At 57.0% G+C, this 20,969-nt stretch carries 18 protein-coding genes, 1 rRNA gene and 1 riboswitch; of the genes, 9 read left to right on the top strand and 10 right to left on the bottom strand.

Going from position 1 to position 20,969, the window contains the following annotated elements; all coding sequences use genetic code 11:
- Positions 1-80: ribosomal RNA gene (gene rrf / locus WG934_RS06460) — 5S ribosomal RNA — on the top strand; the annotation flags it as partial.
- Between the two features lie 155 nt (positions 81-235).
- A complete protein-coding gene (locus tag WG934_RS06465; protein ID WP_339989270.1) occupies positions 236-1,369 on the top strand; it encodes an alpha/beta hydrolase in 1,134 nt (377 codons plus the stop codon).
- A 12-nt stretch (positions 1,370-1,381) separates the two neighbouring features.
- On the opposite strand, the gene WG934_RS06470 is transcribed toward WG934_RS06465, so the two are convergent.
- Genes WG934_RS06470 through WG934_RS06480 form a run of 3 tightly spaced genes read right to left on the bottom strand, consistent with a single transcriptional unit; the run spans position 1,382 to position 6,193 of the window.
- Complete coding sequence (locus WG934_RS06470; protein ID WP_339989272.1) at positions 1,382-2,020, bottom strand: DUF3239 domain-containing protein; 639 nt, start codon at positions 2,018-2,020, stop codon at positions 1,382-1,384.
- A 43-nt stretch (positions 2,021-2,063) separates the two neighbouring features.
- Positions 2,064-3,743, bottom strand: coding sequence for a DNA repair helicase XPB (locus WG934_RS06475; RefSeq protein WP_339989274.1), 1,680 nt, complete (start codon positions 3,741-3,743; stop codon positions 2,064-2,066).
- 53 nt (positions 3,744-3,796) lie between these two features.
- The gene (locus WG934_RS06480) at positions 3,797-6,193 is read right to left on the bottom strand and encodes a helicase-associated domain-containing protein (RefSeq protein WP_339989276.1); all 2,397 of its coding nucleotides are present in this window, start codon (positions 6,191-6,193) and stop codon (positions 3,797-3,799) included.
- 65 nt (positions 6,194-6,258) lie between these two features.
- Between WG934_RS06480 and WG934_RS06485 the strand changes: the two genes are divergently transcribed.
- On the top strand, positions 6,259-6,450 hold the full coding sequence (locus tag WG934_RS06485; RefSeq protein WP_339978909.1) for a hypothetical protein: 192 nt from the start codon (positions 6,259-6,261) through the stop codon (positions 6,448-6,450).
- Between the two features lie 234 nt (positions 6,451-6,684).
- Here the strand turns inward: WG934_RS06485 and WG934_RS06490 are convergent, their stop codons facing one another.
- The gene (locus WG934_RS06490) at positions 6,685-7,389 is read right to left on the bottom strand and encodes a resuscitation-promoting factor Rpf1 domain-containing protein (protein ID WP_339989277.1); all 705 of its coding nucleotides are present in this window, start codon (positions 7,387-7,389) and stop codon (positions 6,685-6,687) included.
- 18 nt (positions 7,390-7,407) lie between these two features.
- A riboswitch (cyclic di-AMP (ydaO/yuaA leader) is annotated at positions 7,408-7,603 on the bottom strand.
- 490 nt (positions 7,604-8,093) lie between these two features.
- Here WG934_RS06490 and WG934_RS06495 point away from each other — a divergent pair.
- Positions 8,094-8,528: a cold-shock protein gene (locus WG934_RS06495; protein WP_339989278.1), complete on the top strand. Its 435-nt coding sequence runs from the start codon at positions 8,094-8,096 to the stop codon at positions 8,526-8,528.
- A 75-nt stretch (positions 8,529-8,603) separates the two neighbouring features.
- Here the strand turns inward: WG934_RS06495 and WG934_RS06500 are convergent, their stop codons facing one another.
- Both WG934_RS06500 and WG934_RS06505 read right to left on the bottom strand, forming a co-directional pair.
- Entirely contained in the window at positions 8,604-9,134 is a 531-nt protein-coding gene (locus tag WG934_RS06500) for a DUF2771 family protein (protein ID WP_339978917.1), read from the bottom strand.
- A 68-nt stretch (positions 9,135-9,202) separates the two neighbouring features.
- Positions 9,203-10,111 carry a glutaminyl-peptide cyclotransferase gene (locus WG934_RS06505; RefSeq protein WP_339989280.1) on the bottom strand — a complete coding sequence of 303 codons (909 nt, stop codon included), beginning with the start codon at positions 10,109-10,111 and terminating at the stop codon, positions 9,203-9,205.
- A gap of 23 nt (positions 10,112-10,134) precedes the next feature.
- On the opposite strand from WG934_RS06505, the gene WG934_RS06510 reads away from it, so the two are divergent.
- From WG934_RS06510 to WG934_RS06520, 3 genes are all read left to right on the top strand, one after another.
- The gene (locus tag WG934_RS06510) at positions 10,135-10,863 is read left to right on the top strand and encodes a DUF3027 domain-containing protein (RefSeq protein ID WP_339989282.1); all 729 of its coding nucleotides are present in this window, start codon (positions 10,135-10,137) and stop codon (positions 10,861-10,863) included.
- 163 nt (positions 10,864-11,026) lie between these two features.
- Entirely contained in the window at positions 11,027-12,544 is a 1,518-nt protein-coding gene (locus WG934_RS06515; protein WP_339989283.1) for an NCS2 family permease, read from the top strand.
- A gap of 9 nt (positions 12,545-12,553) precedes the next feature.
- Positions 12,554-13,405 (top strand): TrmH family RNA methyltransferase, encoded by an 852-nt coding sequence (locus WG934_RS06520; protein ID WP_339978925.1) that lies wholly within the window; start codon positions 12,554-12,556, stop codon positions 13,403-13,405.
- A 3-nt stretch (positions 13,406-13,408) separates the two neighbouring features.
- Here WG934_RS06520 and WG934_RS06525 read toward each other — a convergent pair whose 3' ends face one another.
- The 3 genes from WG934_RS06525 to serC all read right to left on the bottom strand — a co-directional run bounded on the left by WG934_RS06525 (position 13,409) and on the right by serC (position 16,782).
- Entirely contained in the window at positions 13,409-14,299 is an 891-nt protein-coding gene (locus tag WG934_RS06525; protein ID WP_339989285.1) for a DUF6928 family protein, read from the bottom strand.
- 14 nt (positions 14,300-14,313) lie between these two features.
- Positions 14,314-15,507, bottom strand: coding sequence for a septation protein SepH (gene sepH / locus WG934_RS06530; RefSeq protein ID WP_339989286.1), 1,194 nt, complete (start codon positions 15,505-15,507; stop codon positions 14,314-14,316).
- Between the two features lie 138 nt (positions 15,508-15,645).
- A complete protein-coding gene (gene serC, locus WG934_RS06535; protein ID WP_339989288.1) occupies positions 15,646-16,782 on the bottom strand; it encodes a phosphoserine transaminase in 1,137 nt (378 codons plus the stop codon).
- 669 nt (positions 16,783-17,451) lie between these two features.
- Between serC and WG934_RS06540 the strand changes: the two genes are divergently transcribed.
- Both WG934_RS06540 and WG934_RS06545 read left to right on the top strand, forming a co-directional pair.
- Positions 17,452-18,747 carry a citrate synthase gene (locus tag WG934_RS06540; protein WP_339978935.1) on the top strand — a complete coding sequence of 432 codons (1,296 nt, stop codon included), beginning with the start codon at positions 17,452-17,454 and terminating at the stop codon, positions 18,745-18,747.
- A 216-nt stretch (positions 18,748-18,963) separates the two neighbouring features.
- Positions 18,964-19,323 carry an FKBP-type peptidyl-prolyl cis-trans isomerase gene (locus tag WG934_RS06545; RefSeq protein ID WP_339978937.1) on the top strand — a complete coding sequence of 120 codons (360 nt, stop codon included), beginning with the start codon at positions 18,964-18,966 and terminating at the stop codon, positions 19,321-19,323.
- Between the two features lie 96 nt (positions 19,324-19,419).
- Here WG934_RS06545 and WG934_RS06550 read toward each other — a convergent pair whose 3' ends face one another.
- Positions 19,420-20,910, bottom strand: a complete 1,491-nt coding sequence (locus WG934_RS06550; protein WP_339989290.1) for a carboxyl transferase domain-containing protein — start codon at positions 20,908-20,910, stop codon at positions 19,420-19,422.
- Positions 20,911-20,969 lie beyond the last annotated feature (59 nt).

The raw sequence follows: 20,969 nt of genomic DNA on the forward strand, positions 1-20,969 counted from the left end.
TTCCGAACCCGGAAGCTAAGTCTGCCTGCGCCGATGGTACTGCACTCGGGAGGGTGTGGGAGAGTAGGTCGCTGCCGGCATTGTTTTTGTGGGGGTCTGGTCCTTGTGGGCTGGGCCCCCTTTTTTTTGTGTGGCTACTCGAACACACAAGCGAAGGCTGTAGTAGTGGCCTGCCTTGTTGGTGATTGCTGCCTGGTGGGTTAGCCGTGATAAGTGGTATGGCAGTATGTACCGTATGAATCAGCCGACTAGCACTACTGGCTTCACTCCGGTGACCACGGATGAAGGCAAGCTTCAGCAGCTCATTGAGTATCTTGAAGAGCATGTGCCCGCTTATCGTTTTATGTCGACTCCAGTGCCGTGGCAGGGCAGTGAAGACGAAGTTCGTGTAGCGCGAGCGGAAGCGAATACTCGAGCCGCTCGTTTGCCGGACGCTATTGTTCACGCGTCAATGCTGGTTCTTGGTGCTGGAGTGAACCACACGCTGCCCTTCGTCGCATTCGCAGACCCCGCGAGCCTCGTTTTCGACGAGACGACGATCGCAGGAGTTCCGGTGACGGTGTATGTCCCCACAGCTGCTTCTGGGGCGGTCGTGGTTGCTGCACATGGTGGTGCTTGGTGGATGGGTAATGGCGTGCTCAGGGAGAATTCTTTTGGCCCTGACTGCGCTGCACTCGCAGAACGTTCCGGTGCGGTGGTCGTCGATGTTGACTACCGTTTGGCTCCTGAACATCCGATGCCAGCGGCCGCAGAAGACGTCAGCGCGGTAGTAAATGAACTGCGCAATGCTGCCTCTGGCTCAGCAGAGTTCCCAGCTGTCTTTCCTGAGGAAGTTCGGGTTCGGACCAACTTGGACGACATTGTCCTTTGGGGTGTGTCTTCTGGCGGGCATACGTGTGTCCGAGCACTTGATTTCATTACTGGCGAGTTGCCGGTCCTTGCGCTCACAGCGCCAGCGTTGGATCTCACTGGCTACTCAGAGGAGCTGTTGACTGCTGTTTTTGGCACTACCGACGCTATCGATCCAACTGTGTCGCCCGTACGACGCACTATCCCGCAGGGACTTCAGGTCTTGGTACAGCTCGGCAGCAAGGACGATACTGTCCGTGGTGGTGCCGAGTTCGCTGAGTTGGTCAATGCACATGGCGGTAGTGCGATGGTCGAGACATACCTGGCAACTCATCTAGTCGCTGTACCTGCGGTTCAGCGTGATCGCATCACAGATCTTGCGCGCTTCATTGTGAAGGTTACGCAGACAGAGCGGGAGCTTCCCGACGTCGCGGTAGGCGAATACGACAAAGAAGCGATCGACAAGGCCAATGAAGATTCGTGGGACTGGTCCCAGCAGGCTGGTCGCTACTCCAACTAATCCGGGAGACTGCTAGTCAATAATTAGTAGATCGTGCTTCGTCGCGCGGATATCTGGAACGCGGTCGAGATTGTTCTGCAGCAGCATCCAGTCGGCGTGTGCGATAGTTCGTTCAGCTTCCCGCACAACCTTGGTGTCGCGTGTGCCCCAAGCGATTGGCACGGGCGTGACCTGGTCAAATGAAGCCGAATTCTCCTGGTGATTGCCGCCTACAGCCACCGCTGGCACTCGAGCCCCACGACGACGCGGAACGCCTGAAACTTTCGTGACAGTCCTTAGGGTCAGTGCTCGCTGCGGAGTTCCCCAATTCTGATCCTTGCGCGTATCGACGAGCGCCATGAGCGTCATCGTCCGTGGCTCAACTTCTGCGATCACAGCAGGGCATAGTGGCGACTCGTCGTAAAGCTGTTGAGGTGCGGTGACTGCGGAGCCGAGCTTGACTGATACGAAGAGGTAGAAGACACCGACGACGATCAGGAAGATGGCGAGGTACAGGGTCCATCCGGCACTGCCGAGCCACAACATCACTCCGGCTGCAATGAGGAGTAGTATCGAAAAGACGATGCCCGAAGTTTTGAGTCGACGGCCGTCGCGGTAGTACTCGTTGTTTTCCTTGTTGTGGTTTTCATCAACGGGAAAAGTAAAGCTCATTGTGCTGAGTGTCCTTGGTAGGTCAGTGCTGATAGTTCGACGTCTAAGAGAGTTCGTCGCCGGGAAGCGTGGGGCCAAGCAGCTCGTCGGCATCGACGATGCGATACGCGTAGCCCTGCTCTGCGAGGAAACGCTGCCTGTGTGCCGCATATTCAGTATCCAGGGTATCCCGCGTCACCACTGAATAGAAGATTGCGCCACCGCCGTCGGCCTTCGGCCGGAGCAACCGTCCGAGGCGCTGTGCTTCCTCCTGGCGAGAGCCGAAGGTTCCAGACACCTGGACTGCGACGGATGCTTCAGGAAGGTCGATGGAGAAATTTGCGACCTTACTGACGACGAGAGTTGTTAATTCTCCACTGCGGAACTGATTGAAAAGCTTCTCGCGCTTGGCGTTGGGAGTCTTGCCATCGATGACCGGTGCGTTTAGTGCTTCGCCGAGTTCTTCAAGTTGGTCAAGGTACGCGCCAATGACAAGTGTGGGTTCGCCCTTGTGGCGCTCCAAGATCTTCGTGACCACGGGGATCTTCGTCGGTGTGGTGGCAGCCAGGCGGTACTTGTCATTTGCTTCGGCGACGGCGTAGACCATGCGCTCGGCCTCTGTTGCAGTGACGCGGACTTCGATGCAATCGGCGGGAGCGATCCAGCCTTGGGCTTCGATGTCTTTCCACGGAGCGTCGTAACGCTTTGGCCCGATTAGGCTGAAGACGTCGCCTTCGCGGCCGTCCTCGCGAACCAAGGTGGCGGTCAGACCGAGGCGTCGACGCGACTGCAGATCTGCGCTCATGCGGAAAACTGGGGCAGGGAGAAGGTGGACTTCGTCGTAGATGATGAGGCCCCAGTCGCGGGAATCGAAAAGTTCGAGGGCACGGAACTCGCCCTTGGTTTTGCGCGTGACCACTTGGTAGGTCGCGATGGTGACCGGACGGATTTCCTTGCGTTCGCCCGAGTACTCGCCGATTTCGTCTTCGCTTAGCGACGTACGCTTGAGCAGCTCATCGCGCCACTGACGTCCAGCGACAGTATTAGTGACCAGGATCAGCGTCGTGCGCTGTGCATCGACCATGGCAGCAGCGCCGACGATGGTTTTGCCCGCACCACAGGGCAAGACAACGACACCAGAGCCACCTTCCCGGAAGGAATCCGCTGCGTGACGCTGGTAGTCGCGGAGCTCCCACACGTCACCGTTGCCGTCCCACGAGATGGAGTGTGCCTCGCCGTCGACGTATCCGGCGGTGTCGCGGGCTGGCCAGCCAACCTTCAGCAGTTCCTGCTTGATGCGTCCTCGTTCGGAAGGGTGGACGGTCCACGTATCGTCGTCGATCTGCTCGCCGAGCATCGGGCGAATTTTCTTGTGACGAGTCACTTCAGTCAGCACGGCAGGATCCGTCGACTCCAGCACAAGGCCGTGAGCCGGATGCTTGAGCAAGGTCAAGCGTCCGTAGCGGTCCATGGTTTCTGCGACGTCGACAAGTAGAGGCTGCGGAACCGGGAACCTGGAGTAGGTTTCGAGTACATCGACGACTTGCTCCGCATCGTGACCAGCAGCGCGGGCGTTCCACAGCGCCAGCGGTGTGATTCGGTAAGTGTGGATGTGCTCGGGAGCGCGCTCCAGTTCAGCGAACGGCGCAAGCGCGGCACGGGCAGCCTCGGCTTCAGCGTGATCGATTTCCAGCAGGACAGTCTTGTCCGATTGCACAATGAGTGGACCAGTGCCGAAAGCCATAAGCCACCAAACCTCTCTAATAGAGCCAAAACTCCATTATGGCCTGCTTCGGGCTAATCGTCTAACACGACTTCTGTTACTCGGTGCAGCAGGAAGCGTAAAACTTGGCCGGTTGCCGGATCGATCGCGTCGACTTGCCCACCGGATACGGTAGCGGGGCGCACTTTACGACGTCCCTTGTGCCCATTTCGATCCACGTAACCGATAGTGACATCACGGCCAGCTCGGCATGCTCGCTGCAGAAGCGATAGGGCAGCGGCGCCGCTTGCAGGATCGTCGTCCATGTCGATCCGAGTGGATGGATCACTATCTTTCGCTCGGTCGCCCGCTCGCATTGATTCGAGAGCTTGGCTGACACGACCGGCGTCGGTAACTGTTTCTGGTCGTGCTGCGGGACGTCGAGGGGCATCTGACGTGCGGAAAGGTTCCGGCGACAAGTCTAGTGCTGCGCCAAGAGCGTCTTCGGCGGTGGCGGAATGCCCCGCATCGCGAAGTGCATTCATGACTTGAACGAGCGGCGCTTGCGAGACTGCAACAGTATCTGCAATGAGTCGTAGACCAAATTGCGTGGCGACGGGTGTCGACATGATGTTGGCGAGCACAGCTGGGTCATCACACCGTATATAACTGGCTGCAGGGCCACCGCGAACGAGGCCGTGTCGGCGCGCAACGTCATCGATCAAATAGGTGATGGATTGGGGCACATCGCTGAGCGAGCGTTGCGCCAGGAAATCCTGGATATCGCGGGCTGCCACTCCGGAATCTAGCGCTCTGCGAACGGAGGTTTCGGTCACTCTGTAGACGCTGGCAAGTCCCGGAGATTCCAAATCAGCGAAGGACTCAAGCATGGTGGCAAGAGCGGGTGCTGCGGGTCCTGGTACCAAAATGGTGAGATCTGCCTGCGCCATGATGCTCTCGGTCGGCGCCGGTAACAATGGGGCTAGTGTGTCCGCAACATCATCAGCTGAACTACCTACAGCGACTCTACCTGCCGAAGTCACCGCAACGGCATCTCCTTGCACGACAACGAGGCCAAGGGCTGCTAGGTCGTCGAGGGCAGCGTCGAGAAGCTCGGTCGCTGTGCGTGCTGCCAGAATCGGACGTTGGGTGGCAAAGACCGTTCGGAAGTCAGCGACGGCGGAACTCGGTGCTGTGCCGTCAATGGCTGGGCATGCCTGTACGAGTACATCGAGGATTGCGTGGCGCAGTGGTGGCAGCGTTGATAAGCGGGCGTGGGCTGACAACAGCGCAATTTTCTTACCATCGGGACCCGGGGTACCAACGAGCCATGGGGCGAAATCGTGGCGCAACCACGCCTGAATGAGCAGTGCCCACCGCTGCGCAGCTGTCGCTTCGAAGAACTCATCGGTAGCTGCCATAGGAGTGAAGTAGTCGCCACCAGTGTCATTGGGTGGCAGCGGATGAGGCGTGCCGACGGTGGCCAATAAAGCAGCCTCCGCGTAGGACATGGCGCGGGAGAGCTCTGCTTCCGAACAACCAATATCGGATAGGAGGCTGCGATGCTCGCGAACCCCGATCACTCCGTCTTTCAGCGTTGGCGACGGATCATGGCTGAGCCGAGTCAATAGGTCTGCTGTTATGCGCAACAACTCGAGAACGTTACCGGCAGCTCGGCCATCGATATCGCGAATCGGAGTTGTGTCGGGCGTACTCGGGCGCAGAATGACGGGCACATCGGGGATCGCAGCACCACGCATGACTGCTCGCACACGAGAAGGCAGCCGAACAGTTGACGAGTCGACGCGTTCTAACAATCCGTTCGCAATGAGTCGAGGTACCGGCAACGACGGATCCGCATCGGGGTCGGCATCTTTGGTGGTACCGAGTCCGCCAGCTTCGGCCAGCGTGGTGAGGAGTCGAGATTGCTTGGTGTCGACGTCGTCAAGTAGAGCCCGAATAGTGGCGACCGAAGGCGCACCTGGAGTGGGTAGAATCGACCACCCTGGTGGTAGCGAACTGGAAATCTCGTCGACCAGCATCAACTGGTCTTCGAAGGGGAGTGGCTTCTTTCGCGAGGACTTTCCGACAAACGTGCCACCACCACCTGGTCCATTGCCGTAGACAACACCGAGCTGACGAAGCTCGTCTGCAGCAGCCCTGATATGGGTCGCGGTAGGTCGCTGGTTACGATCGATCTTGGCCTTTTCTAAGGAGTCGCCGATGTTCTCGATGATTGTAGACATCGCGACGGGGTCGAGTTCAGCGCCGGCGCTTGCTGCTGCTTCAATGACCGCGAGCTGCAGTGCCGTAAGTTCGGGCAACATGCGCATGATGGACGCACGAAGCTGTAGCCGAGCAGCAAGGACATCCGTGGAACGCGGAGGCGGGGAGACCGCATCCGGTCGCTTATGCAGCAACTCAATGAGGAATCGATCGGGGCGATCTTCCAACCATTGGCGGAATTGAGGGAAGGGGGTGATTTCGGTCATGACAACCCCCACCTTAGTGAGTAGAAAACGTGACTGTGCGTCGACTTTCTGAGAGAATCAAATCTATGGCTAACGTTCAGAAGAAAAACCAGTACGTCGATGCAGGCTGGCCACAGGATCTCGAGCCTGGACAGCATGCGGTTACAGAGCTCATTGCAAAGCACGCTGGTGCGGACTCTCCATTTGGCTCCATTGAGTTCCCAGTTCCTGCAGAGGATCTGCATTACGTGCACCCAACCACGATTATTAACAAGTAGTCGCTGACGTCACGTTAGCGCTTTAGTGTGCTGATGACCGCGCAGGTCCTGGTGGGCGTGCGCGGCTTTCGCCTTTCCAAAACCGATCTATAATTGATCGCATCGGCCTGAATGGCGCCAGCTGGACTGCGCTAGCTGGTTGGCGCAAACAAGAAACCGCCCTGCACTCCATTGTTGGAGTAGGGCGGCTTCTTTGTAGGTATTCGTCAGTGCAACACTGGCGACCTTCCAAACTTAGAAAGGCAAGCCTGGGATAGCTGGCATTGCTGGAACCTGTGGGGTGTCGAAGCCCATTGCAGGCAGCTGAGGCATTGCTGGCATTGCTGGAACCTGTGGGGTGCCACCGTAGCCGTTGATTGCGATGTTGAAGAAGTTGGTGATCTCGGCTGGAACTGGCATACCAGCTGCGTTTGCAACGCCCTGGACCTCGTTCATGATCGCCTGCAGGTCGCCAGCGGTAGCTGCGCGGGACATACGATCAATGACACGCTGGATCGAAGCCGGGTCGGTCAGGTTGATGCCAGCAGCTGCGTTATTGGAACCAGTAGATGGGGTAACGCCGTTGACTGGCTTTGGACGCTCGGTTGGGCCGGAAGAGAGGCCGAGACGCTGGGAGCAAGCAGGCCATGCGTTCCAACCCTGGGACGCTAGAACCTTTTCAGCAACCCAGATCTGCTGATCCTTGGTTGCACGGTCAGCGGTTGGAGCGAACTCGCCACCGCCGAAGCCGGTCCAGGTGCTTGGGCTGAACTGCAGGCCACCGTAGTAGCCGTTGCCGGTGTTGATGTGCCAGTTGCCACCGGACTCGCACTGGGCCAGGCGCTCCCAGTCGGAGTAAGGAGCAGCGGATGCTGCTGGTGCGAATGCAGCGGCGCCGAAGCCAACTGCGAGGCCTGCGATGGCGACCTTTGCTGCGGTGTTCTTGGTGTTGCGAGCCATGATGGAATGTCCCTCTCGTTGTACTTTTGGTGTCGCCGTCGGGGTTAGCTGTCGGATTCGGGCGGAAGGATTGCCCGGCGGACGGATGTCCGGCCTCACCCCAAGGATGCAAGCGCAATACGAGTTCAACGATGTGCTTGTCCAACAAAAGCCACAGGCGAGCTGTTGCTTTGTGGTTTCCCCGACCCCGTTCTTCGATCAGGATGTCCCTGTGAAATTGTGTGGCGTAGCAGTGTGTTTAGTGTCGCCCAGAACGGGGTTTGGCGAAATGCGACCACGCTGCCATGCGCTTCGTAACAGCACGGTAGCGGTTTGTAACGGAATAGTCACGCTAAATCGCCGAGAGAAGATTTATTACTAAAAGTGATAACGTTGGCCGAACTTCCTATAATCCCAGGGTGAATCCGCCGATGAAAACAGAGTGGCACATGTGAATTACCCCTAAAGTGGTGAAGTTCACGTTATAAAGTCGTTATCAGCCCGTGAGTTCCCGAATTCCCAATAGTTCTTCAGTGTCTGGGCAGTGGCGAGGCCGTCGAAAAGTGTTTATCTAAACGGATGCTGTACACTTGTATTCTTTAACAATTATCAATTGTCGCTCGTGACCAGGCGCGAACAGTCGGCTAGTACTAGAAACTATTGCTAGTGCCGATGGCTCCATTGAAAGTGCGCGACAATCGAGTGATGAAGAAAGGTGATGTCACGTGCCGATCGGCAAAATGAAGTGGTACGACAAAGACCGTGGCTTCGGCTTTGTTTCAAATCCAGATGGCGAAGACGTGTACGTCGGCCATGCGGTCTTGCCGGAGGGCGTAGAAGAGCTCCACCAAGGCCAGCGTATCGAGTACGACTACGCAGATGGTCGGCCAGGCCCGCAGGCATTGCGCATCAGCGTTCTCTCCGAGCCACCGCGTCGCGGTGGACGTGGGCGAGGAGGTCAGGGCGGTCGAGGTCAAGGTGCCCGCAAGCCAGTGAAGCGACACAGCCCGAGCGAGCTCAATGGAATGATCTCGGACATGATTTCGATGCTGGAAAACACAGTCCAGCATGATTTGAAGTCAGGGCGCTACCCGGATCGTAAGCACGGCCATCAGGTTGCAGAAGTCCTGCGCGCAGTGGCGCGGGAGCTTGATGCATAAACTCTGAAGGGCCCTGAGGTCCTTGAGATCTGTTTAGTCCGAGCTAGCAGTTATTGGCACGCAATTGCTTTGCCGCTACATTGCCGCCGAGTCGTTGACGATTGACCACGTAATTCCGTAGGTCGTCTCTTCGCCGGCGGCATTTTTGCCAACGACAGCAGTAGAAACTTCAACAACACCAAGTGGCGTGCGTTCGCCATTGACAGAGGTAGAGCCAGCGATAGTCTCGTTCATGGCCTCGCCAGGTTCCTTCACGGACTCGGAGTTCACAGACTCATCCGAGAAAAATCGCTGTACAGTCCACTTACCTGAACCGACCTCTTTGCCCACATTCAGTTCGCCTGTTTCTTCCAAGCCCAACTTGATGTGCGCTGCATTTGCTTCGGTGACGGTACACGCATCCTGTTCGAATAGGTCGCACACACGGTATGGTTTGACGACGACGTCCTCGTCGCCCTTCTTCCATTCGATGGTGAGAGCGTTCGGGTCTTCAATAGCGCGATCACTGAATTTGTCGACAGCGATGACGATGACAGTAATGATCAATCCGACACCAAGGATAAGCCCAATCAGCTGGAGGGCTTTCTTCCTGTTCTTACGTGCCATCGTGGATGCTCCTTGAAGATTGCTTGCGTGTTCGCTGTACCCTACCCGGGGCAGGTCTCTAGGTGAGCTTAGCGCTTCTGCCGGGGAACGAATTCCACCTGGTACAACGTTGGCCAATACTTGCCGGTTACAAGAAAAGTTCCGGTGCCCCGGTAGTCGGCGATGCCGTTCAGCACGTCGGCTCGTGCGCGTGCTTCGGTAGGTAGCTGGTTAACCAGTTCCGTCGCATCAGCTTCACCGGTGACGTGCCCGGTTGCAGGGTCAATCCGCAGAATCGTGTTCGTCTGCCAGACATTCGCCCATACTTCTGGCCCACGAGAACCCTGGACACATTCCAACTCGTTCAATGCAGTGGCCGGAGTTTCTCCATTAGTGACATCAACTCCACCGGTGACACCGAACGTGTCAGGATCGCGGAATTGTAGATGGCCACTCCCATCAGACATCACCAATTTGTCTTGGAATGCACAGATGCCCCAGCCTTCGCCGTCGTAACGCACGCGACGCTGTTCTTGCAACGTTGCGACATCCCGTGCAATAGCGACATTCTCGCGCCAGGTCAATTGCCAGACAGTGTCATCGGCAATCGTGATGCCCTCGCCAAATAACCCTGGTTCGAGCTTGTGTTGCTCCGACTTCGTGCCGGGCGTTGCGCCATTGCTCGGCCAATTCTTAACGCGGTAGATCTCGGATTCGTTATACATGCCCGTACCAACGACGAGGTTGAAATCCTTGTCCAGCTCCAGCCCCTGCGTAAAAGCACGCGGGTCCGAAGGATGCTTTGCGACGATTCGGACATCAAATTGAGTTGGTTGACCAGGCAACGGGTCGTCGGCAGCTGAGGAGTCGTCAGCATCACCGCAACTTGTCATCGCTGTCGTACTTGTGGCAAGAGCCAGACAAGCGAACAGGGTGCGCTTGTTGACGCGAAAATGGCTTGACATGCCTGCAGGAGCGACCAACGTCTGGAGGTTCATACCTATCACTCTAGGATGGCAGTGTGACTGACAATCGACGACGTTCACAGAATCGGCAACGCCGCGATGGTGCTGCAGGCGGGCGAGTGGTAGCCGGCAAGGCCATGGAAGTAGCTCGCGAGGCTATTGAAGACCTCGGCGAAGGCCCCGCAGGCGAGCACGTAGGCGTGGCTATGACGTCTCCTGGCGTCGCGGTGCACCGTTTCCAACCGAATCTTCCTGGGTACCGGGGTTGGGAATGGCACGTCGTGGTGGCCGTGGCTGAGGGGTCGAAGTACATCACCGTCAGTGAAGTTGCGTTGGTTCCCGGTGACACTGCGCTGCAGGCACCGGAGTGGATTCCGTATGAGGATCGCGTTCGGCCGGGAGACTTAGGACCCCGTGATCTCATGCCACCAGCACCTGACGACGAGCGGTTGACCCCAGGCGAACCAAATGTTCGCGAGCTTACCGAGCAGGGCAAGAGAGCTGCCGATGCTCGCTGGAAGTCCGGGGAAACTGGACCTCATAGCGAATTCGCAGTCAATTCGCTCCTAAATTGTGGCTCCTGTGCATTCCATATTCCGTTGTCCGGAACACTAGGCCGGGATTGGGGCGTATGCGTGAACGAGTGGGCTTTCGACGGTTCTGTTGTCCATCATGGTCACGGCTGTGGTGCGCATTCCGCCACACCTGAAGTCGTTGGCCACGGCGTGCCAGATAAGCAGGCATTCGATGATCAAGAGATTGTCGAACGGACGGAACTCAATTAAAAGGCTGAATATCTCGACTCGGCACGCCTCCGCCACCGGCTAAGTTTTGCTCTACCCCGGGTATGGGCTGCAAAATTGGTAATGCACGGCTTTCCCGTCACTCGATTCATTTTTGTCGAGTGCATTGCGGAAGCCCGATTTGCTCGCCTGTAGGGAGAAAAATATGAGCCGAGATTCTGTTCCAGAATCACAACAAGCACCAGCCACTGCGGTGGCTGACACTGCACAGAAAGATCCATCTTCCGTCAGTGCGGTCGATCGATTTTTCAAGATCACAGAGCGTGGATCGTCTGTAGTCACCGAGGTCCGTGGCGGCGTCGTCACGTTCTTCGCAATGGCGTACATCATCCTGCTGAACCCGATCATTCTTGGCAATATCGCAGACCATACGGGCGCGACCCTGGGGATGTCCCGCGTTGCAGCGGTCACTGCGTTCGCCGCCGGTGTTCTCACCATTGCCTTTGGTGTTTTTGCTCGTTACCCGTTCGGTATTGCTGCTGGTCTTGGCATCAATACCTTGGTTGCCGTGACCTTTGTTACCAACGAAGGATTGTCGTGGCCTGAAGCCATGGGCCTCGTGGTGCTCGACGGCATCATCATTGTTGCGTTGGCCGTTTCCGGTTTCCGAACTGCAGTGTTCAACGCCATTCCACCTTCAATGAAGGCAGCTCTTACTGTCGGCATTGGCATGTTCATTGCCATGATCGGACTTGTCGACGGCGGACTGGTACGCCGCATCCCCGATGCAGCGCAGACTACTGTTCCAGTACAGCTCGGCATTGGCGGGCAGATTGCCTCCTGGCCAACGGCCGTCTTCGTGCTCGGCATTTTGATCTGTGGCGCTCTGGTCGTCCTTCGTGTTCCTGGTGGCTTGTTCATCGGCATTGTCGTGAACACGATCATTGCGCTGATTGTGGAAGCCATTGTGAAGGCTGGTCCGTCAATGGTGGACGGTAAGCCATCGCCAACTGGCTGGAACTTGGCTGTGCCGACTACCCCGGACGGAGTAGGCGGGCTCCCGGATCTCTCGCTCATTGGCAAGTTTGATCTCTTTGGTGCTTTCATCAACGTCGGCGTCATCGGTGCGACGATGCTGCTATTCACCCTCGTCCTGGCGAACTTCTTCGATGCTATGGGCACGATGACCGGCCTGGGCAAGCAAGCTGGTTTGGCGGACGAAAACGGCGTTTTGCCGGATATGAAGCGCGCTCTTGTTGTCGAAGGCTTTGGTGCGGTAGTCGGTGGTGCTGTGTCCGGTTCGTCAAACACGGTTTACGTTGACTCCGCAGCGGGTATTGCTGACGGTGCCCGTACCGGCCTTGCCAACATTGTCACTGGCGTGCTGTTCCTGCTGGCTATGTTCTTCACACCGCTGTACGAGATCGTTCCTATCGAAGCTGCTGCGCCAGTTCTCGTTATCGTTGGCGCGATGATGATGGCTCAGATTAAGGACATCGACCTCAATCGCTTTGACATCGCGCTGCCAGCATTCCTGACGATCGTCGTCATGCCATTCACGTACTCCATCGCTAATGGTATCGGCGTTGGCTTCATTACCTACGCAGTGATGGCTATGTTCTCTGGCCGTGCGAAGCAAGTACACCCACTGATGTGGGTCGTTGCATTGCTGTTTGTTGTGTACTTCGTTGCCGATCCGATTATGAATCTGCTTGGCGCATAGTATTTCGGTATGACCGAAACCTTCCGCTTCACCCAGATTCCCGAAGCTTCCGATCCTCGTTTGGATGACATTCGAAATCTGAATCACTCTGACTCCCGCCCGGACCTTCCCGGCGGGAAGGGGTTGGTGATTGCGGAAGGTTTTCTTGTTGTGCCACGCCTCATCGAATCCCGATTCCCTCTCCGCGCGATTTTTGGCACCGCGCCAAAGCTTCAGAAGCTTTACGACGAACTCAGTTCGCAACAACTCACCATTGCTACGACGGTGCCGTGGTACGAGATCACCAGGCAGACGATGGCGGAGGCAGCGGGCTTCGACATGCATCGCGGACTGCTGGCTACCGCTGACCGCGCACCAGAAATGACGGTCGCGGAGGTGGTTAATGACGCCCGAACACTGTTGGTACTGGAAGGCGTCGGTGACCACGAAAACATCGGGTCTCTGTTCCGCAATGCCGCAGGCATGGGCGTCGATGGTGTGTTGTTTGGTGCAGCCTGCGCGGATCCGCTGTATCGGCGAAGCGTACGGGTATCCATGGGGCACGTCTTGCGCACTCCGTTTGCCACGCTTCCTGGTCGTACGACAACATGGCAGCACAGCCTCGACGGCTTGAAGGACGAAGGTTTTCGCGTAGTGTCCATGACTCCGGGCGATGGTGCAGTGCCGCTGTGGCAGGCCATGGAGGCAGAAAAAGTTGCCATTTTGGTTGGCGCTGAAGGACCTGGGCTCACGGAGCACGCCATGCGTGCCACTGATGTCCGCGCCCGTATCCCCATGCAGCCAGGTACAGATAGCCTCAACGTCGCTACAGCCGCTGCTATCGCCTTTTACGAGCGCCTTCGGGTCGTCGAAAGTAGCTAACGCTTAGCGACGGTTACGTCGCTGCAGCAGCCCCCAGGCCTTGGCCGAGAGTGTCTTGACTCCGTGAATAGCATTGACACCTAAACGCGCCGTGTCACGACCTAACCGGGAGAATCCGCGAGTGACAATTTCCGGCGCATTTCGATCATCGACGAGGTCGTGGACTTCGTAGTCGTCGTAATCCGTGACATCGTCTGGCTGCTGCGGGGTCACAGCGTTCACGCGTGCTCGCCGGGGTGGGGGAGGCGGGATGTCCTTCACCTTGCGGCCATCGACTGCGAATGCACTGACCGGGATATCCGGTGCCTGGGCGGTGGGGTCGAAGCCCAGCCATGATGAAATGACAGCTTGTGCCATGTCGATTGGTGCGAATGGCAAGCGCACGCCTCGATCAATGTCGAACTCCGGCGATTGCAGATACGCCTCGTCTTGCGGGGTTCGTCGGCCTGCCCAAAAGTCACCCTCGACTGGATCGGGCAAGCCTTCGTCTTCGACAATTTTGTACGGTGTCGCGGAGAAAGCACGCTTCAGCACGCCTGCTCGCCAATGTGCGAACGCGCCGAAACCAGAAACCGGGTCTTCTGCGGTGACAAACACGTCTGTCGCAGCTATGCCACGCAGGTAGCGCTGTGGGAGGTCGGAGATCTTCGCGACGTCGTCAAGTACGGTTTGAACTACTGCAAGCCCGTCGAAACCCCCGATATAAAACTCATGCGGGCCGGCATGTGCGGACCGGTTCAGCGGGAAATCGCCGATCGGGGTCAGCGTGATGCGAGGATCGAGCAGAGCTAGGTATTTGCGACCGAAACCACGGTCGTGACCAGGCTCAGCGTTCACCACCGCTAGAGGGTCAGCGGAGCTGACAAACCACAGAGTCACCACGAGAGGGCGCATTTTCGTGGAAGCTCCTACTTCTTAGGTTCTTTAGGTCGAACGCCCAGCAGAACATCTTCCCAGGACGGCATGACCGTCTTACGACGACGCTTCGGGTGCTCTCCTTCATCTGGATGCTGGAGGAAGCTATCGAGATCGTCGTCATCGTTCGAATCGGCGTGGCCCTGTGCAGACTGAGCAGCATCGCCGAATCGAGTCTGGGCGGTATTGCTAGACGGGATGTGGGTTGGCTCGCCATCATGGTCAGCGCTCTTGTCGCCGGCTGGGTCGGTGTCATTGGCGACCGGACGAATCCACGTGCTTGGCAGACGCTGCGGAGATGACAGATTGTCCTGTCCAACCGCACTATTCTGACGACGTGTGAAGTCAGGATCCACCAGCTCAGCAGCTAGCTCGTTGCGAGAAACCGTCAGTGCGTGTGAACCATCCGCCTGGTAGCTCCACTCTGCGAGATTCTCCGTGTGCCCGACATTCCAGGCGACCGAGACGATCCACTGTCCGGTCGGATCGCGACGTGCATCCCACTTCGCATCGGACAATTCTTGTCCTCGAGCAGCAAAAGCCGTCGCCAAGATCTCCCACAGCGTGAGTTTCGCCGGTCCATCCGAACGACGAGGACGAGACTGCTTGCCTAGTTCCGCGATACGGGCACGCTCCGCCAGCACAGGGTGCGCAAAAGGCTCGATCTTCTTTGCAGCCATGCCACTGAACTCGACGAGTTCCTCAACGGTTGCGCCGCCACGAATACGTTCCTGAATCTCACGTGGACGCAAAATTACGCGTGGTTCTGGCGTTCGAGGCGGCAATGGCTTTGCGACGGGAGCCTTCGGTGCAGCAGCCTCAACTGTGGCTTCATTATCCGAGTCATCGTCAGCTGCGGTATTGGTATCTGTCGCCACGTCTCCCACAGGGCTGTCTGCTTCAGGTTCTGCCTCTGCGACGGCATCGTGGCCGGCAGTTGCATCGCTTGCATCTGTTGCGTCGGTTGCGTCAGCATCGAGGAATGCTTGAGCGCTATCTTCGGCGGACTTGACCTCAGGAGTTACCGGGTTGGCCGAGTCTGCATTTTCAGCAACGGTGTTGGCGAGGGTGGCACGGAGGTCGTCGGTAAGTGGAAGCCGGAACTGTTCAGTTCCGTCACCGTCAACAGGGGTGAGAATCAACTCCCCGGACTCACCGCCGTCCTTGACGAGCTTGAGCTCCCGCATGCGAAAACCTCCTACAGGAATGGCGGACATTAATACCTTCATGCTAAACGACAACACCCCCAGCACGCGTACATCTTGACAATGTGGCGTGTGTGGGGGTGTGGAGACGGAAAAGTCGTGGAAAAGACCTAACTGTTTCTACTTAGCTGCGTGGCCGTTGTCCAGAATCCAGTCGATCGCGCCGGTCAGCTTCTGGATGTCAGATGGCTCGATTGCTGGGAACATGCCGATACGCAGCTGGTTGCGACCCAGCTTGCGGTACGGCTCGGTGTCGAGGATGCCGTTAGCGCGCAAGATCTTTGCGATAACTGCAGCGTCGATGTCATCGTTGAAGTCGATGGTGCCGACGACGAGGGAACGCTTGGCAGCATCTGCGACGAATGGAGTAGCCTCAGCGCGCTGTTCAGCCCACTTGTACAGAGTCGACGAAGACTCCGTGGTGCGTGCCACCATGCCATCGAGGCCACCATTCTCGTTCATCCACTTGACCTGGTTAGCCAGCATCAGCATCGTGCCGACGGCTGGAGTGTTGTAAGTCTGGTTCTTGCGAGAATTGTCGACTGCGGTCTGCAAGTTCAGGAATGCAGGGATGAAGCGGTCAGACGAATTGATCTTCTCAATGCGCTCGATAGCTGCTGGAGACATCGCTGCCAACCAGATGCCACCGTCGGAGGCAAAGCACTTCTGCGGCGAGAAGTAGTAAACGTCAGCCTGCGACATATCGACTGGAAGGCCACCTGCGCCGGAGGTTGCGTCGATAGCTACGAGCTGACCGTCCGAACCCTCTGGGCGAGTAACTGGAACCATTGCGCCAGTCGACGTCTCGTTGTGAGCCCAGCCAATGAGGTCTACGCCCTCTTCGCCAGCGACTACTGCTGGAGCGTCGCCTGGCTCGCCTGAAATAACCTGTGGTGCATCAAGCCAAGGAGCCTGGCTGGCGGCCTTAGCGAACTTCGAGGAGAACTCGCCATAAGAAAGGTGTGCGGACTTCTTTTCGATCAGGCCAAAGGTTGCTGCATCCCAGAATGCCGTAGCGCCACCGAGGGAGAGCACGATCTCGTATCCCTCTGGGAGCTGAAATAGCTCGGAAAGACCCTCGCGTACTTCGCCCACAACGTTCTTTACAGCTGGCTGACGGTGGGACGTACCCATGACGGAAATGCCGCCGTCGACGACGGCCTGGATCTGAGGAGCGCGAACCTTAGAAGGACCGCAACCAAAGCGTCCATCAGAAGGGATGAATTCTTCGGGGAGAGCAGGGAACTGATCGCTCATGAGGTGCAACCTTTCGGTGGAAAGCAGTTGACTCCGACTTTAACCCCCCTCGTTTCAGGTTGGTCAGCAGGGTTCCTTTAACGATTCCCCCCGCTTCTCCCCCGTTTTTTCATGTTTGCAACGTTTTGTTGTGAGTTAGCTCATTTTGTGAAGTTTGCAAATCTTGGCCGTTTCTTAAAATGTCCAGGGGAAAGTAGCGGATTTGAAGGGGGATCCTGTGGGTCGACTGGGGGAGGAGACCGAAAATGGGTGAATTAATTACAATTTTTCAAATATGTTTGTTTCTGAACAGTTGGCAATCTGGGGCACGTCCAAAAAGTTGCGATATCCGGGGAAAATAACAATGTTGACCGGCGGTTGAGGCGTGGATAGGGTGGGGGTTGGACCTGGTTTTCCTTAGTGTGACGCGTCGCATTTTCGGTGCGATTTGGGGGTGGGGGTGTTGCGCCCCTCACACTCTTTGCTAGAGTGTGCCCTAATCCACTGCTGTCGGTTGAGATGTTCTCGGCCGGGCTCTAGTGTGAAGCGGGCGAAGATTATTCGCATCGGGCAAGATTTCACTGGGGTGCTGTTACTGCAAAAGAGTTTGCGGGGGCAGCCTGGGCCGTGGCCGGTATCAAATCCGGATGGTCTCATCGACACGAATTAATTGACATCGAAAGGGAAGTTGTGGCTACTGAAAACGACAAGGCCGTACTCCATTACCCTGGCGGCGAGTTCGAAATGGACATCGTCAAGGCAACTGAGGGCAACGACGGTATTGCACTGGGCAAGCTCCTCCAGGAAACCGGTCTTACCACCTTCGACCCTGGTTACGTAGCTACCGGTTCTACCGAATCGAAGATCTGCTACATCGACGGTGCCAATGGCATTCTGCGCTACCGCGGTTACCCAATTGAGCAGCTGGCAGAAAAGGCAACCTTCAATGAGGTTTCCTACCTTCTTATCAACGGTCACCTGCCAACCAAGGCTGAGCTCGAAGAGTTCAACTACGACATTCGTCACCACACCTTGCTGGACGAAGACTTCCGTAGCGCGTTCCACATTTTCCCTCGTAACGCTCACCCAATGCAGACCTTGGCATCCTCGGTGAACATTCTGGCTTCCTACTACCAGGATGACCTCGACCCATTGGATCCAGAGAAGCGCGCACTTGCTGCTTCGCGTCTGATGGCAAAGGTCCCAATGCTGGCTGCATACGCTTACCGTGCATCCAAGGGTGAGCCTTACATGTACCCAGATAACAAGCTGAATGCTCGTCAGAACTTCCTTCGTATGATGTTCGGTTACCCAACCGAAGAGTACGAGGTTGATCCAGTGATCGTTGATGCACTGGACAAGCTGCTCATTCTGCACGCTGATCACGAGCAGAACTGCTCCACCTCGACCGTTCGCATGGTTGCATCTTCCGGTGCTTCGATGTTCGTCTCCATTGCTGCTGGCATCAACGCCCTGTCCGGCCCACTGCACGGTGGTGCTAACCAGGCTGTTCTGGAGATGTTGGAAGACATCTACGAGAACCACAATGGCGATGCAACCGAGTTCATGAACCGCGTGAAGAACAAGGAGCCAGGCGTTCGCCTCATGGGCTTCGGTCACCGCGTGTACAAGTCCTACGACCCACGTGCAGCTATCGCAAAGAAGACGGCTCACGAGGTTCTCGCACACCTCGGTGGCGACGACCTGCTGGATCTGGCTATGAAGCTCGAAGAGATCGCTCTTGCAGACGACTACTTCGTGTCCCGTAAGCTCTACCCGAACGTTGACTTCTACACCGGCCTGATCTACCGCGCGATGGGCTTCCCAACGGACTTCTTCACCGTCCTGTTCGCACTGGGTCGTCTCCCCGGCTGGATCGCTCACTTCAACGAGCAGGTCACCGACCCAGCATCGAAGATCAACCGTCCTCGCCAGATTTACACCGGTGAGACCGAGCGCGATTTCGTTCCTCGCGAGGAGCGCTAATCCGTGGCTAGCAGCTTGCTAGTGAATTGAGGCCATAAGCGTCTGAACTGCCACAACGGTGTGGTAGCGCAGACGCTTTTGCTTTTTGCCGACATCCACGGTGAAGGCGCGAGCCTTGTTCTTGTCACCACAAAACCTAGGTCAAAGCTGCACACGCTACTGTTGTTTGCCTAATATCGAAGAGATAGACCAACCTCACTTCAAGGAGAGACAATAATGTCGAAGCCTGAACTTGGCCCAAAGTCCGGTCCCGCCCCAACAGAATTGGTTATCAACGACATCACCGTGGGTGATGGAGCAGAAGCTACCCCAGGTGCACGAGTTGAGGTCCACTACGTCGGTGTTGATTTCGAAACCGGCGCAGAGTTTGACTCTTCCTGGAACCGCGGTCAGTCCATCGAATTCCCACTGAATGGCCTTATTGCTGGCTGGCAGGAAGGAATTCCAGGTATGAAGGTTGGCGGTCGTCGCGAGCTGATTTGCCCACCAGAGAAGGCATACGGCCCAGCTGGGGCTGGCCACTTCCTGTCCGGCAAGACCCTGGTATTCGTTATCGACCTGCTGGATGTCAAGTAACAGCTACGCAGCGTTTCGCTATCGAGCGATCAATCGATAGGAAAGGCACCTTCTCCGCCATCGGAGAAGGTGCCTTTGTTGTTGGAGGAGTATTGATTAGGCGTCGTCGCCGAGCGCGAAACTACGGTAATGAGCAAAACGCTGGTCGCGACCGACCCGCTCAGGTGCAGTTTCGAGTGTCCAAAGAGCATGCTCGATGGCTTGGAGAGCGCGGTTTGGTAGCGCTTGGAGATCGCTCGGTTCTTCGATGATCTGGTCAATGACACCGGTGGTGAGCAGCGCTTCGGCAGAAACGCCCTGCTCTTCCATCATCTCTGGAGCATGGTCGGTATCGCGATAGATAATGGCAGACGCGCCCTCCGGAGGAAGCGGAGACAACCAGGCATCATGCATAGCCATTGCGCGGTCGGCAGGAAGCAGTGCTAGTGCACCTCCGCCGCAGCCTTGGCCAAGGATGAGGGACACGGTAGGTACCCTAACGTCGAGAAGCGTGGTCAGGGTACGAGCGATCTCACCCGCCATTGCGTTCTCCTCTGCGTACTGAGTCAATTCGGCGCCTGCAGTATCAATGACGGTGACGACGGGAATCGCCAAACTTTCCGCTAAGCGAATTGCTCGCTGAGCGAAACGAAGCGATGATGGACCCATCGGATCCTGCCCGAGAGGTGGCTGGTTATGTCGATCTTGCGCAATGAGGATAACGGGGCGCTCACCGATGCGCGCAAGACGAGCTTGAATGGCTAGGCCACGGTGGCCATCGCCCGTCCCGGACAGTGGCACAGAACGATCGATGAGTGCCTCAATAATGGCGCCGCCACCTGGGCGGGCCACATCCCGGGTGCGGAGGATTGCTTCCCAGGTATCTCGACCTTCGAGTTCCACCACTGCAACTGGCTTTGGTTCGGATGGTTCCTTGTTAGTGGTCAGAATATCGATGGTTCTGCGAACTGAGCCACGGAGCTCTTCTGGTGAGATCACGCCGTCGATAATTCCGTGCTCAAACAAGTTCTCGGAGGTCTGGACACCGTCGGGCATTGGCACGCCAGTGGTCAATTCAACGACACGGGGGCCGAGAAAACCTAGCAGTGCTTCTGGTTCTGCGAAGGTGAAGTGTCCCGAGGAACCCCATGACGCCATCACGCCACCCGTGGTGGGGTTTCGCAGGTACACGAGGAACGGCAAGTGCTCGTCCTTGTGACGCGCAACTGCCGTCGTAATGGACACCATCATTGCGAAAGCTGGTGTGCCTTCCTGCATTCGAGTGCCACCGGATGTAGGGGAAATGAGAAGCGGTAGGCGTTCCCTCGTCGCGCGTTCAATACCGTGAATAATCCGACGCGCGGTCGCTGCGCCGATAGAGCCGCCGAGGAAACTAAACTCCGAACAAATGAACGCAACGCGCTTGCCTTTGACAGTGCCTTCACCAGTCAAGACGGCTTCGTCAACACCAGTCTTCTGCATTGCGCGGTCAAGCGCCGCACGGTATTCGGCGCTGATATCGCCATGCTCTGGTGGCGTATCCCAACTGATGTAGGAGTCGTGATCGAGGACCGAATGGATGAGTTCCTTGGCGCTTGTGCGTGACATGCCTCCAGGTTAGAAGAGAATCAGTTAATGCGCGTTATCGGGGGTTTCGGGAGCGCAAC

This window comes from Corynebacterium sp. H78 (assembly GCF_037572275.1).
In the GTDB taxonomy this organism is placed as follows: domain Bacteria; phylum Actinomycetota; class Actinomycetes; order Mycobacteriales; family Mycobacteriaceae; genus Corynebacterium.